The sequence below is a fragment of the Bacillus sp. FMQ74 genome, from assembly GCF_001875785.1.
In the GTDB taxonomy this organism is placed as follows: domain Bacteria; phylum Bacillota; class Bacilli; order Bacillales; family Bacillaceae; genus Bacillus; species Bacillus stercoris.
Map to the genome: position 1 here is coordinate 313,830 of NZ_MOEO01000003.1, position 12,742 is coordinate 326,571.

Annotated in this window: 15 protein-coding genes; 13 read left to right on the top strand and 2 right to left on the bottom strand. The window is 44.4% G+C overall.

Annotation, left to right across the window (positions count from 1 at the left end):
* The first annotated feature begins 2 nt into the window (after positions 1-2).
* The 8 genes from metQ (at position 3) to sufB (ending at position 7,002) form a co-directional block, all read left to right on the top strand.
* Positions 3-827 (top strand): methionine ABC transporter substrate-binding lipoprotein MetQ, encoded by an 825-nt coding sequence (metQ, locus tag BLL41_RS08430; protein WP_071577492.1) that lies wholly within the window; start codon positions 3-5, stop codon positions 825-827.
* A gap of 85 nt (positions 828-912) precedes the next feature.
* A complete protein-coding gene (locus BLL41_RS08435; RefSeq protein ID WP_014477920.1) occupies positions 913-1,290 on the top strand; it encodes a carboxymuconolactone decarboxylase family protein in 378 nt (125 codons plus the stop codon).
* Between the two features lie 193 nt (positions 1,291-1,483).
* Complete coding sequence (locus BLL41_RS08440; protein WP_014665305.1) at positions 1,484-1,621, top strand: YuzK family famiily protein; 138 nt, start codon at positions 1,484-1,486, stop codon at positions 1,619-1,621.
* 193 nt (positions 1,622-1,814) lie between these two features.
* A complete protein-coding gene (gene sufC, locus BLL41_RS08450) occupies positions 1,815-2,600 on the top strand; it encodes a Fe-S cluster assembly ATPase SufC (RefSeq protein WP_003151872.1) in 786 nt (261 codons plus the stop codon).
* 17 nt (positions 2,601-2,617) lie between these two features.
* Positions 2,618-3,931: a Fe-S cluster assembly protein SufD gene (sufD, locus tag BLL41_RS08455; RefSeq protein WP_071577493.1), complete on the top strand. Its 1,314-nt coding sequence runs from the start codon at positions 2,618-2,620 to the stop codon at positions 3,929-3,931.
* The gene (sufS, locus tag BLL41_RS08460; RefSeq protein WP_015251273.1) at positions 3,931-5,151 is read left to right on the top strand and encodes a cysteine desulfurase SufS; all 1,221 of its coding nucleotides are present in this window, start codon (positions 3,931-3,933) and stop codon (positions 5,149-5,151) included. Before sufD ends, sufS begins: the two co-directional genes overlap by 1 nt.
* Positions 5,141-5,584 carry a Fe-S cluster assembly sulfur transfer protein SufU gene (gene sufU, locus BLL41_RS08465; protein ID WP_003222809.1) on the top strand — a complete coding sequence of 148 codons (444 nt, stop codon included), beginning with the start codon at positions 5,141-5,143 and terminating at the stop codon, positions 5,582-5,584. The genes sufS and sufU overlap by 11 nt, the downstream gene beginning before the upstream one ends.
* Positions 5,585-5,604: 20 nt before the next feature.
* Complete coding sequence (gene sufB / locus BLL41_RS08470; RefSeq protein WP_024713611.1) at positions 5,605-7,002, top strand: Fe-S cluster assembly protein SufB; 1,398 nt, start codon at positions 5,605-5,607, stop codon at positions 7,000-7,002.
* 88 nt (positions 7,003-7,090) lie between these two features.
* On the opposite strand, the gene BLL41_RS08475 is transcribed toward sufB, so the two are convergent.
* Positions 7,091-7,366 carry a hypothetical protein gene (locus BLL41_RS08475; protein WP_071577494.1) on the bottom strand — a complete coding sequence of 92 codons (276 nt, stop codon included), beginning with the start codon at positions 7,364-7,366 and terminating at the stop codon, positions 7,091-7,093.
* Complete coding sequence (gene sspG / locus BLL41_RS08480; RefSeq protein ID WP_040081894.1) at positions 7,366-7,512, bottom strand: acid-soluble spore protein SspG; 147 nt, start codon at positions 7,510-7,512, stop codon at positions 7,366-7,368. Before sspG ends, BLL41_RS08475 begins: the two co-directional genes overlap by 1 nt.
* Before the next feature lie 158 nt (positions 7,513-7,670).
* Here sspG and BLL41_RS08485 point away from each other — a divergent pair, with 158 nt between their 5' ends.
* The 5 genes from BLL41_RS08485 (at position 7,671) to BLL41_RS08505 (ending at position 12,741) form a co-directional block, all read left to right on the top strand.
* Positions 7,671-8,789 (top strand): NAD(P)/FAD-dependent oxidoreductase, encoded by a 1,119-nt coding sequence (locus BLL41_RS08485; RefSeq protein ID WP_071577495.1) that lies wholly within the window; start codon positions 7,671-7,673, stop codon positions 8,787-8,789.
* A gap of 102 nt (positions 8,790-8,891) precedes the next feature.
* Positions 8,892-9,266, top strand: a complete 375-nt coding sequence (locus tag BLL41_RS08490; protein ID WP_071577496.1) for a nucleotide excision repair endonuclease — start codon at positions 8,892-8,894, stop codon at positions 9,264-9,266.
* A gap of 203 nt (positions 9,267-9,469) precedes the next feature.
* Entirely contained in the window at positions 9,470-10,456 is a 987-nt protein-coding gene (frlB, locus tag BLL41_RS08495; RefSeq protein ID WP_014665296.1) for a fructosamine deglycase FrlB, read from the top strand.
* A gap of 80 nt (positions 10,457-10,536) precedes the next feature.
* The gene (locus BLL41_RS08500) at positions 10,537-11,805 is read left to right on the top strand and encodes an ABC transporter substrate-binding protein (RefSeq protein WP_071577497.1); all 1,269 of its coding nucleotides are present in this window, start codon (positions 10,537-10,539) and stop codon (positions 11,803-11,805) included.
* A 57-nt stretch (positions 11,806-11,862) separates the two neighbouring features.
* Entirely contained in the window at positions 11,863-12,741 is an 879-nt protein-coding gene (locus tag BLL41_RS08505; RefSeq protein WP_071577498.1) for a carbohydrate ABC transporter permease, read from the top strand.
* Position 12,742 lies beyond the last annotated feature (1 nt).

A 12,742-nucleotide genomic window follows, 5' to 3' on the forward strand; every position in this document is an offset into this window, starting at 1 on the left:
CATTGAAAAAGCTATTTTTGGGTGCATTACTGCTTGTATTTGCAGGAGTTCTGGCTGCCTGCGGTTCGAATAATGGCGCTGAATCCGGCAAGAAAGAAATTGTCGTTGCGGCAACGAAAACGCCGCATGCGGAAATTTTAAAAGAAGCTGAACCATTGCTGAAAGAAAAAGGCTATACGCTGAAAGTGAAAGTGCTTAGTGATTACAAAATGTACAATAAAGCTTTAGCTGATAAAGAAGTGGACGCGAACTACTTCCAGCACATTCCTTACCTTGAGCAAGAAATGAAAGAAAACACAGATTACAAACTTGTGAATGCCGGCGCTGTTCACCTAGAGCCATTCGGTATTTACTCTAAAACATACAAATCGCTGAAAGACCTTCCAGACGGTGCGACAATCATTCTGACAAACAACGTTGCTGAACAAGGCCGTATGCTTGCAATGCTTGAAAATGCTGGATTAATCACTCTTGATCCTAAAGTGGAAACAGTTGACGCAACATTGAAAGACATTAAGAAAAACCCGAAAAACCTCGAATTCAAAAAAGTAGCGCCAGAATTAACGGCAAAAGCATATGAAAACAAAGAAGGAGACGCGGTCTTCATCAATGTAAACTATGCGATCCAAAATAAATTAAATCCTAAAAAAGACGCGATTGAAGTAGAATCAACGAAAAACAACCCATACGCTAACATCATCGCAGTAAGAAAAGGCGAAGAAGATTCTGCAAAAATCAAAGCGTTGATGGAAGTTCTTCACTCTAAAAAGATCAAAGACTTCATCGAGAAAAAATACGACGGAGCTGTGCTTCCTGTATCTGAATAAGACTGAAACCCCCGGATGAGAAATCCGGGGGTTTTTTCGCGTATTTTCCTAAAAGCTGTTCATAATAAAAAGGAATGTTAAACAGATGGAGGGATTTTCTTTGAATCAAGACAGAGGAAGCATGCAGGACGCGCTCAAACAATATAAACATGGTTTAGGCACATTTGAACAAAAGATGCCGCTGATGGGAAGGAAATTTAACGAGTTTACTGAACAGTGCTTTGCCGGGAATTCTCTGACTGAAAGAGAAAAGCAGCTGATCGCCCTTGGAATCGCCATCAATGCTCAGGACGAATATTGCATGATCTATCATACAAAAGGCTGTCTTGATCAGGGAGCGACAGAAGAAAACATTCTCGAAGCCGTCAGTGTGGCAGCGGCATTTGGAGGCGGCGCGGCCTTCAGTCAAGGCGTGACAGTTGTCCAGCAGTGCATTGAGGAATTCGGAAACACCACGCATTAAGAGAAGGAATATTCCGAAAAACCATTCTCATTTGATCTGAATGGATGCTTTCGTCTCATCTGCCGCTATTTCAAGCCATATCCTTTTTGCGGCATCCAACGCAGCACTGATACAATAGAAAGCAAATATATGAAGGGATTGATTCATTATTTGCAGCAGCCAGGACAGACTGAACCTCGATTATACGTCAGAAATGGAAAAAGCGATGCAGCTGTCACACGGAATTGGATACGAGGAATACGGACGCCGGCTGGAAACAAGAATGAAAGTAGAGCGGCAGAGAGAGCTTGATTATCAAAAAAGCAAGCGGATTTCTGCTGGAGCTTATTGAGAAAATCAATCTTTTAAAAAAGGGTGGGAATCCACTCTTTTTCTTTTTCAATCGCTTTAATAAAGTGCTGATCTTTGTTAAACTTGAGGAATGTGCGAGGCACGATAAAAAGTTGTATTTACTTTTCATTTGTTATAAAATTAGAATGAGAATAAAATGAGAATAATGATTATATATTTTTGGAGGTATAGATATGGCTGCTTCAACATTAACGATCAAAGATCTTCACGTTGAAATCGAAGGGAAAGAGATCTTAAAGGGTGTAAACCTTGAAATAAAAGGCGGAGAATTCCACGCAGTAATGGGCCCGAACGGAACTGGTAAATCCACTTTATCAGCTGCTATTATGGGGCATCCTAAATATGAAGTAACAAAAGGCAGCATCACGCTTGACGGCAAAGATGTACTGGAGATGGAAGTGGACGAGCGTGCGCAGGCAGGCTTATTCCTTGCGATGCAGTACCCAAGTGAAATCAGCGGTGTGACAAATGCCGACTTCCTTCGCTCAGCAATCAACGCGCGCAGAGAAGAAGGCGATGAAATTTCTCTTATGAAATTCATCCGCAAAATGGACGAAAACATGGAGTTCCTTGAAATGGACCCTGAAATGGCACAGCGCTATCTTAACGAAGGCTTCTCAGGCGGGGAGAAAAAACGCAACGAAATTCTTCAATTAATGATGATTGAACCGAAAATCGCCATCCTTGATGAGATCGACTCAGGTCTTGATATCGATGCTTTGAAAGTTGTATCTAAAGGGATCAACAAAATGCGCAGCGAAAACTTCGGCTGCCTGATGATCACTCACTATCAGCGCCTGTTAAACTACATCACTCCGGATGTTGTTCACGTTATGATGCAAGGCCGCGTTGTAAAATCCGGCGGTGCAGAGCTTGCACAGCGTCTTGAAGCAGAAGGTTATGACTGGATCAAACAAGAACTTGGCATTGAAGACGAAACTGTTGGCCAAGAAGCGTAAGCGTTAGGGGGATTAACATGACACTAGGTACAAAACTATCCGTAGATCAGGAGTATCTCAAAAGCTTTTCCGAAAAGCATCAAGAACCTGCCTGGCTGAAGAACCTGCGCTTACAGGCTCTTGAACAAGCTGAGGATCTGCCGATGCCGAAACCTGACAAAACTAAAATCACAAACTGGAACTTCACGAATTTCGCGAAGCACACAGTTGATAACGAACCGCTTTCTTCATTAGAAGATTTGACTGATGAAGTAAAAGCGCTGATCGACATTGAAAACGAAGATAAAACATTATACGTACAGCGTGACCAGACGCCGGCGCACCTTTCACTTTCTCAAGAATTGAAAGACAAAGGCGTTATCTTCACTGATATTCTGACTGCTGCACGCGAGCACAGCGACTTGGTGGAGAAATACTTTATGAAGGACGGCGTGAAAGTTGATGAGCATAAGTTAACTGCACTTCACGCAGCTCTTGTTAATGGAGGAGCATTCCTTTATGTTCCGAAAAATGTTCAGGTGGAGACGCCGGTTCAGGCTGTTTATGTCCACGAAAGCAATGATACAGCTCTATTCAACCACGTGCTGATTGTGGCTGAAGACCACAGCTCTGTCACATATGTAGAAAACTACATCAGCACTGTAAACCCGAAAGACGCTGTCTTCAATATTATCAGTGAGGTCATCACAGGTGATAATGCCAGTGTGACATACGGTGCGGTGGATAATCTGTCAAGCGGTGTGACGACTTATGTGAACCGCCGCGGTGCTGCTCGCGGACGCGACAGCAAAATCGAGTGGGCTCTCGGCCTGATGAACGACGGCGACACGATTTCCGAAAACACAACCAACCTTTACGGTGACGGCACATACGGTGATACGAAAACGGTTGTTGTCGGAAGAGGAGAGCAAACAGAAAACTTTACAACACAAATCATCCATTTCGGTAAAGCTTCTGAAGGCTATATCTTGAAGCACGGTGTAATGAAGGATGCCGCTTCTTCTATCTTTAACGGAATCGGCAAAATCGAACATGGCGCTTCTAAAGCGAATGCGGAGCAAGAATCACGTGTGCTGATGCTCAGTGAAAAAGCACGTGGAGACGCAAACCCTATTCTTTTAATTGACGAAGACGATGTAACTGCAGGACATGCGGCATCTGTCGGCCGTGTGGACCCTATTCAGCTTTACTACCTGATGAGCCGCGGTATTCCGAAAGAAGAAGCAGAACGCTTAGTCATTTACGGATTCCTTGCACCGGTAGTAAATGAACTTCCGATTGAAGGCGTTAAGAAACAATTGGTTTCTGTTATCGAAAGGAAAGTGAAGTAATGAATATCACAGATATTCGTGAACAGTTCCCGATCCTTCATCAGCAAGTGAACGGACATGATCTCGTTTATCTCGACAGCGCGGCGACTTCCCAGAAGCCGCGTGCTGTCATTGAAACACTGGATAAGTATTATAACCAATACAATTCCAATGTTCACCGGGGCGTCCATACACTTGGAACCAGAGCGACAGACGGTTATGAAGGAGCGCGTGAAAAAGTCCGCAAGTTTATTAACGCGAAGTCAATGGCTGAGATTATTTTCACAAAAGGCACGACCACATCACTGAATATGGTGGCGTTAAGCTATGCGCGCGCCAACCTGAAACCTGGTGATGAAGTGGTTATCACCTACATGGAGCATCATGCGAATATCATTCCGTGGCAACAGGCTGTCAAAGCGACTGGCGCCACATTAAAATATATTCCGCTGCAGGAAGACGGAACGATTTCTTTAGAAGACGTCAGAGAAACAGTCACAAGCAACACAAAAATTGTTGCGGTGTCTCATGTATCTAATGTCCTCGGCACGGTCAACCCGATTAAAGAAATGGCGAAAATCGCTCATGACAACGGGGCTGTCATTGTGGTGGACGGTGCACAAAGCACGCCTCACATGAAAATTGACGTGCAGGATCTCGATTGCGACTTCTTTGCGCTTTCTTCCCATAAAATGTGCGGACCTACCGGTATTGGTGTGCTGTACGGAAAGAAAGCCCTGCTGGAAAACATGGAGCCTGCCGAATTCGGCGGTGAAATGATCGACTTTGTCGGGCTTTATGAATCAACTTGGAAAGAGCTTCCGTGGAAATTCGAAGCGGGTACGCCGATTATTGCAGGAGCAATCGGTCTCGGTGCCGCCATTGATTTTCTCGAAGAAATCGGTCTTGATGAGATTTCCCGCCATGAGCACAAGCTTGCAGCTTATGCGCTTGAACGCTTCCGCCAGCTTGACGGCGTAACGGTTTACGGGCCGGAAGAGCGTGCCGGGCTTGTCACATTCAACCTTGATGATGTTCATCCGCACGATGTGGCGACTGTTCTTGATGCGGAGGGAATCGCAGTCAGAGCCGGCCACCATTGCGCGCAGCCGCTGATGAAATGGCTGGATGTAACTGCTACTGCAAGAGCAAGCTTTTATCTGTATAATACAGAGGAAGAGATTGATAAGCTTGTGGAAGCTCTTCAAAAGACAAAGGAGTATTTTACAAATGTCTTTTAATGCAAACTTAGATACATTGTACAGACAGGTGATTATGGATCATTACAAAAACCCGAGAAATAAAGGGGTTTTGAATGACAGCATCGTCGTGGATATGAACAATCCAACATGCGGCGACCGAATCAGACTGACAATGAAGCTTGACGGAGACATCGTGGAAGATGCGAAGTTTGAAGGGGAAGGCTGTTCCATTTCAATGGCATCCGCTTCGATGATGACTCAGGCGATTAAAGGGAAAGATATTGAAACTGCCCTTTCCATGTCTAAGATTTTCTCGGATATGATGCAAGGGAAAGAGTATGATGATTCTATAGATCTCGGGGATATTGAAGCCCTTCAAGGCGTTTCAAAATTCCCGGCCCGTATCAAATGTGCAACCCTGTCATGGAAAGCACTTGAAAAAGGAGTCGCGAAAGAAGAAGGCGGCAATTAAAAGGATTGGAGTGAAAATGGATGGCTAAAAAAATGCCTGATATTGGTGAATACAAGTATGGTTTTCACGACAAGGACGTTTCCATTTTCCGTTCAGAGCGCGGATTGACAAAAGAAATCGTAGAAGAAATTTCTCGCATGAAAGAAGAGCCTCAATGGATGCTTGACTTCCGCTTGAAATCACTTGAGCATTTCTACAACATGCCAATGCCTCAATGGGGCGGAGATTTAAACTCACTGAACTTTGACGAAATTACGTATTACGTAAAACCGTCTGAGCGTTCAGAGCGTTCTTGGGATGAAGTTCCTGAAGAAATTAAGCAAACATTCGACAAGCTCGGTATTCCTGAAGCTGAACAAAAATACCTTGCGGGTGTTTCTGCTCAGTACGAATCTGAGGTTGTATACCACAACATGAAAGAAGATCTTGAAGCGCAAGGCATCGTCTTTAAAGACACTGACAGCGCGCTGAAAGAGAATGAAGATATTTTCCGTGAGCACTGGGCAAAAGTAATCCCGCCGACTGATAACAAGTTTGCGGCGCTTAACTCAGCTGTTTGGTCCGGCGGATCTTTCATCTACGTGCCTAAAGGCGTGAAGGTTGAAACGCCGCTTCAAGCTTACTTCCGTATCAACTCTGAAAACATGGGTCAGTTCGAACGTACACTGATCATTGTTGACGAAGAAGCAAGCGTGCATTATGTTGAAGGCTGTACTGCGCCTGTTTACACAACAAACTCACTTCACAGTGCGGTTGTTGAGATCATCGTGAAAAAAGGCGGCTACTGCCGTTATACAACGATCCAAAACTGGGCGAACAACGTTTACAACCTTGTAACGAAGCGTACGATCTGTGAAGAAAACGCAACAATGGAATGGATCGACGGCAACATCGGTTCTAAGCTGACAATGAAATATCCGGCTTGTATCCTAAAAGGCGAAGGCGCGCGCGGTATGACGCTTTCTATCGCTCTTGCGGGTAAAGGCCAGCATCAGGATGCAGGTGCGAAAATGATTCACCTTGCACCAAACACATCATCTACAATCGTGTCAAAATCGATTTCAAAACAGGGCGGAAAAGTAACGTACCGCGGAATCGTCCACTTCGGACGCAAAGCGGAAGGCGCCCGCTCTAACATCGAGTGCGATACGCTCATTATGGATAACAAATCAACGTCAGACACAATTCCTTACAATGAAATCTTAAATGATAACATTTCATTGGAGCACGAAGCGAAAGTGTCTAAAGTATCTGAAGAGCAGCTCTTCTACTTGATGAGCCGCGGTATTTCTGAAGAAGAAGCGACTGAAATGATCGTAATGGGCTTCATCGAGCCATTCACAAAAGAGCTTCCAATGGAATACGCAGTTGAAATGAACCGTTTGATTAAGTTCGAAATGGAAGGTTCAATCGGTTAATTGTTTCACAAAAAAGGACGTGACTGGTTTCAGTTGCGTCCTTTTTGTATGCAGAAGAAAAACCGCTGGCCGCAGGGCCCGCGGTTTTTTACTCTTCTTCTGTCTCCTGATTGATAATTTGCTTTACAGATGATCTGTTGTTATTTTCTCTGTTCATCTCTCGCAATTGAGTATAAGCCATATCGAATTCCTCTTTTGTCATCTGCTTTGCGGCTAATGCAGAGCATAATAGAGCAAAAGCAATTGGCATTGTATCAATGTGAATGTCGATATGGACCTCTGAGTTGCCGCTGTTTTTGATAACAGATTCAGTAGTGGGTATCTCTTGAGTATGTCTGTTGAGAGGAATAATGTTTTCGTTCATTAGTCTTCCCCGTCTTGTGTCTGAGCCTGTGCCTGATCCTGATCTGTGTTCACGCTGACCACGACTTTTGCATTACCGCTGTTTTGGACTTTTGCGACTGCCGCATCGCGTCTGTTTTCTTCATTTTCATGACGATTTTCGCTCATGGTATCATCCTTTCTCTATTGATAGTGACAGGATATTCGGTAGGAGAGTGAAGAGATTGGACGAACTTCGCGGTTTTTCCACATTAGGGCAAAAGGTCGAAGGAAAGCATTCTATTTGGTAAAATGAATAGACATTATAATAGAAAAGGTGTTTGCATATGAAATCGTACATCATCGTCGGCGCAGGGATTCTGGGCGCGTCGACGGCTTATCATCTCGCAAAATCAGGCGCTCGCGTTACTGTCATTGACCGGAAAGAGCCGGGACAAGCGACTGATGCGGCGGCGGGGATCGTCTGTCCTTGGCTCTCGCAGCGCCGTAATCAGGATTGGTATCAGCTTGCAAAGGGAGGAGCACGGTACTATACGGATTTAATCCATCAATTGGAAGAGGTCGGAGAAACAGATACGGGATACAAGCGTGTTGGTGCGATCAGCATTCACACTGACGCGTCAAAGCTCGATAAGATGGAGGAGCGGGCGTATAAGAGACGGGAGGACGCGCCGGAGATCGGTGAGATTACCCGCTTGTCCGCGAGTGAGACGAAAAAGCTGTTTCCGATTTTAGCTGATGGCTATGAATCGGTTCATATCAGCGGGGCCGCTCGTGTAAACGGAAGAGCGCTGTGCCGGTCGCTTTTAAGCGCTGCGGAGAAACGCGGCGCAGCGATCATCAAAGGAAATGCATCCCTGCTTTTTGAAAACGGAACAGTCATCGGCGTGCGAACAGACACACAGCAGTTTGCGGCTGACGCGGTGATTGTGGCGGCGGGGGCATGGGCCAATGAAATCATGAAGCCTCTTGGCATTCATTTTCAAGTGTCCTTTCAAAAAGCGCAGATTATGCATTTTGAAATGATGGACACGGATACAGGCGCGTGGCCGGTTGTGATGCCGCCGAACGATCAGTACATTCTTTCGTTTGATAACGGCAGAATCATAGCTGGCGCCACACACGAAAATGATGCTGCTCTTCATGATCTGCGTGTGACAGCCGGAGGCCAGCACGAAGTATTGAGCAAAGCGTTAGGCGTTGCACCGGGCCTTGCTGATGCCGCTGCCATTGAAACAAGAGTGGGCTTCAGGCCGTTTACACCGGGATTTCTGCCGGTTGTAGGGGCCGTGCCGAATGTTCAAGGCCTGTACGCTGCTAACGGTTTGGGTGCTTCTGGCCTAACGATGGGGCCGTTCTTGGGTGCAGAGCTCGCAAAGCTAGTTCTCGGAAAGCAGACAGAATTAGACCTTAGCCCGTATGATCCAGCCGGAGCACTTGCATAATAAGTAAGAGCATAACAAACAAATAGTATAAAGCTATTCTAGCTTTTCTATTCTGTATGTGTTAGCATTTATCTTTAATGAAAAAGAGGACGTGAACTAATTTTGATAAAAATTGATATACCTGCACCGAATGTCATCATCACTGAACGACAGCAATCAGCTAATGATAACGAGCCGAAAATAAAACCGATTCACGGATTCATCGACTTTCACCAGATCCCAAGGCACAAAGGCGGCATTTTTATGTTTTACAACATTCATGACGAGCTGCTGTTTGTCGGTAAAGCCAGAAAGTTAAGACAGAGAATTAAGAAACATTTTGAAGACAATGTCTCACCAATCAAACATCACAGAGATGAAGTATATAAAATTGAAGTATGTGTAGTCGATGATCCAATGGAAAGAGACATTTACGAAACCTATATTATCAATACACAGCAATCGAAGTACAATGTGGACAAGGTATTCTTCAAATAAGGTGTCAGTCTGCGGATTGAACAGTGAAGCCAGAGCTTAAATAAAGTTCTGGCTTTTCATTTGGGCATTTTTTCGCTTATAGGTCTTGTCTATAATTATTGAGAAATTTCAGAAAATAATATTGACAATCATCGCTGTGGACTTTAATATAACAATATATAATGTTATATAACGTTATATAATAAAAATAGGGAGTGAAGGATTTGAGTCAGGCCACAGCAAAAGTAAATCGTGAGGTTCAAGCTTTCTTGCAGGATTTGAAAGGGAAAACCATTGACCATGTATTCTTTGTTGCATGCGGAGGATCTTCGGCCATTATGTACCCGAGTAAATATGTGTTTGACAGAGAGTCAAAATCAATCAACTCCGACCTTTACAGTTCTAATGAATTTATTCAGCGCAACCCTGTTCAGCTTGGCGAAAAGTCTCTTGTTATTTTGTGCTCGCATTCGGGAAATACCCCGGAAACAGTCAAAGCTGCTGCGTTTGCGAGAGGCAAAGGCGCACTTACGATTGCGATGACGTATAAACCGGAGTCTCCTTTAGCGCAGGAAGCGCAATATGTTGCCCAGTACGATTGGGGTGATGAGGCGCTTGCGATCAATACGAACTATGGCGTTCTGTATCAAATCGTTTTTGGAACCCTGCAAGTTTTAGAAAACAATACGAAATTCCAACAGGCAATTGAAGGCTTAGACCAATTACAGGCTGTGTATGAAGAAGCCCTTAAGCAGGAAGCTGACAACGCAAAGCAATTTGCAAAAGCTCATGAAAAAGAAAGCATAATTTATACAATGGCAAGCGGTGCAAACTACGGTGTCGCTTACTCCTACAGCATCTGCATTCTCATGGAAATGCAATGGATTCATTCCCACGCCATTCATGCCGGAGAATACTTTCACGGACCGTTTGAAATTATTGATGAATCCGTGCCATTTATCATCCTGCTCGGTTTAGATGAAACAAGACCTCTTGAAGAGCGGGCGCTTACCTTCTCGAAAAAGTATGGCAAAAAGCTCACTGTGCTTGATGCTGCATCTTACGACTTCACTGCAATTGACGATTCAGTTAAAGGCTACCTTGCTCCGCTCGTTCTCAACCGTGTGCTGAGAAGCTATGCAGACGAGCTGGCAGAGGCGAGAAATCATCCTTTATCTCATAGAAGATACATGTGGAAAGTTGAGTATTGATCTGAAAATGAGGAACCATTATGCATTAGACTATAATGTTATATAACATTATAGTCTAATGTCCAGAGGAGGCCAACCCTTTGAAGAAAATGTTGTTGTTCTTGATCATTGCAGCTGTCAGTATGTTCACCATTGCGGGCTGTTCGAGCCAAAACAGTTCAGCGGACGGAAAGGTGACATTGAAGTTTTTCCACAGATGGCCGAAGGAGCCGGAAAAAAGTTATTTTGAAGAAGTTGTGAAGGAATTTGAAAAAGAACATCCGGATATCGATATTCAAATTGAAGCCGTTTTAAATGACTCCTATAAAGATAAAATTAAGGTCATGCTGGGAACCACCAGCCCTCCTGACATTTACTTCTCTTGGAGCGATGAGTTTGCTTATAAATTTATCAGAGGCAATAAAGCACTTGATCTCTCGTCCTACTACAAAAATGACACCGATTGGTCATCCCAGCTCGTTCAATCGCAAATTACGCCATTTACTTATGAAAACAAGCAATACGGCGTGCCGTGGCAAATGGACGCTAAATCATTCTTCTATAATAAAGACATTTTCCAAAAGCTGAATCTTGATCCCCCGAAGACGTGGGATGAATTAATCGAGGTGTCAAAAAAGCTGAAAGAACATGGCTACACACCGATCAGCTTCGGAACAAAGGCGACTTGGACAATCTCGCACTATATCGGCACGCTTAATCAGCGGATGGTCGATGAAAAAACACGGGAAAAGGACTATAACGCCAAAACGGGTGAATTTACCGATGAAGGCTACGTAAAAGCCCTTGAAAAGCTTCAAGAGCTGACGCCTTACTTTAATAAACATGTAAACTCCGTCGACCACGAATATGTGAGACAGCAATTTAAGAGCGGAAAGTCGGCGATGATATATGCGGAAACAGCAGAAATCAAGCTGGTTGAACCGGTTAACCTCGGGATGTTCCCATTTCCTGAAATCAGCGGGCAAAAAGGATCTTCAGAAGCATTAACGGGAGCGCCGGAAGGATTCATGATTTCCTCAAGAACAAAACATCCGAAGGAAGCGATGGAATTTTTGCAGTTTTTGACGTCGAAAAAAATGGGCAAAAAGCTCGTGAAAGATGTCGGGAAATACAGTGCGGTGCAAGGCACGGCTACTGAAGAAAATTCAACAGCCATTCAGCGTGAAGCCGTTCAGCATATTGTTGACGCCAAATCAATGGTTCCATGGTTTGATATGGATGTCGATGTTGAAGTCGCAGATGCGTACCTAACGGGCGTCCAACAAATGCTTGGCGGCGACATGACACCGCAGCAGGTGATGAAAGCCGTTCAAAAAGCAGCAAAGCAGGCGAGGGCGTCAGCTGAATAAATCAAAGAAAAGGTGAAGCTTCGCACCTTTTCTTTTTATAAAGGAGATGAGATACCCTTGGTCAATCAAAATAAAATAATCCCCTATTTGTTTTTGGTGCCCGCTCTCGTTTTTTTACTTTTCGTTTATATCCCGATTTTTGAGAATGTATTCCTCAGCCTGTTTCAGTGGAGCTCTTTTTCTCCGGAAAAAACGTTTATCGGCTTAAAAAACTATGTTGAATTATTTCATGATCCTGTCTTCTATCAGGCACTTACCAATAACGTGCTTTACGCAGTGATCTCAATTATATGCCAGGTATTTGGCGGTTTGATTTTGGCGGCGGTGCTTGAGGATAAGCTGGTCAGAAAATGGTCGCCATTTTTTCGTACCGTTTTCTTTTTGCCGGTTGTCATCTCCATGACGGTGATCGCGCTTTTGTTTGATTTTATTTACAATCCGGAGACAGGGCTTTTGAATCAGCTGCTTCAGGCCATCGGTCTTGATCAGCTGACGAGGGCCTGGCTCGGGGAGGACAGTACAGCTATGCTTTCTGTCATTTTTGTGTCCCAGTGGCAATCTGTCGGTTATATTGCGATGCTGTACATTGTGTCGATTCAAAAAATACCGGATGAACTGTATGAAGCAGCCCGTCTTGACGGTGCGGGGAAAATTCAGCAGTTTTTTCATATTACTGTTCCCCAGACGAAAGAGATGTCTTTTGTTGCGGTGGTCATGACGCTGACCGGGGCCTTTACGGTATTTAATGAGCCGTACATTTTGACAGGCGGCGGGCCGGGCAACGCGTCTGAAGTCTTAAGCACGTTTTTATATAAAAGCGCCTTTACAAAGGATATGATGGGCTACGCCTCAGCGATTGCCACTGTCGTGTTAATCATTACGCTCGCATTGTCGCTCATGCAAATGAAGTTCTTTAAAACCGGAAAGGAGGAGTAAC

Excerpts from the sequence above, each read along its gene's own strand:
- BLL41_RS08475 (WP_071577494.1), bottom strand. The coding sequence starts at position 7,366 with ATGAACGAAAACATTATTCCTCTCAACAGACATACTCAAGAGATACCC.
- sufB (WP_024713611.1), top strand. The coding sequence starts at position 5,605 with ATGGCTAAAAAAATGCCTGATATTGGTGAATACAAGTATGGTTTTCAC.
- sspG (WP_040081894.1), bottom strand. The coding sequence starts at position 7,512 with ATGAGCGAAAATCGTCATGAAAATGAAGAAAACAGACGCGATGCGGCA.
- sufD (WP_071577493.1), top strand. The coding sequence starts at position 2,618 with ATGACACTAGGTACAAAACTATCCGTAGATCAGGAGTATCTCAAAAGC.
- BLL41_RS08435 (WP_014477920.1), top strand. The coding sequence starts at position 913 with ATGGAGGGATTTTCTTTGAATCAAGACAGAGGAAGCATGCAGGACGCG.
- BLL41_RS08485 (WP_071577495.1), top strand. The coding sequence starts at position 7,671 with ATGAAATCGTACATCATCGTCGGCGCAGGGATTCTGGGCGCGTCGACG.
- sufS (WP_015251273.1), top strand. The coding sequence starts at position 3,931 with ATGAATATCACAGATATTCGTGAACAGTTCCCGATCCTTCATCAGCAA.
- sufU (WP_003222809.1), top strand. The coding sequence starts at position 5,141 with ATGTCTTTTAATGCAAACTTAGATACATTGTACAGACAGGTGATTATG.
- sufC (WP_003151872.1), top strand. The coding sequence starts at position 1,815 with ATGGCTGCTTCAACATTAACGATCAAAGATCTTCACGTTGAAATCGAA.
- BLL41_RS08440 (WP_014665305.1), top strand. The coding sequence starts at position 1,484 with ATGGAAAAAGCGATGCAGCTGTCACACGGAATTGGATACGAGGAATAC.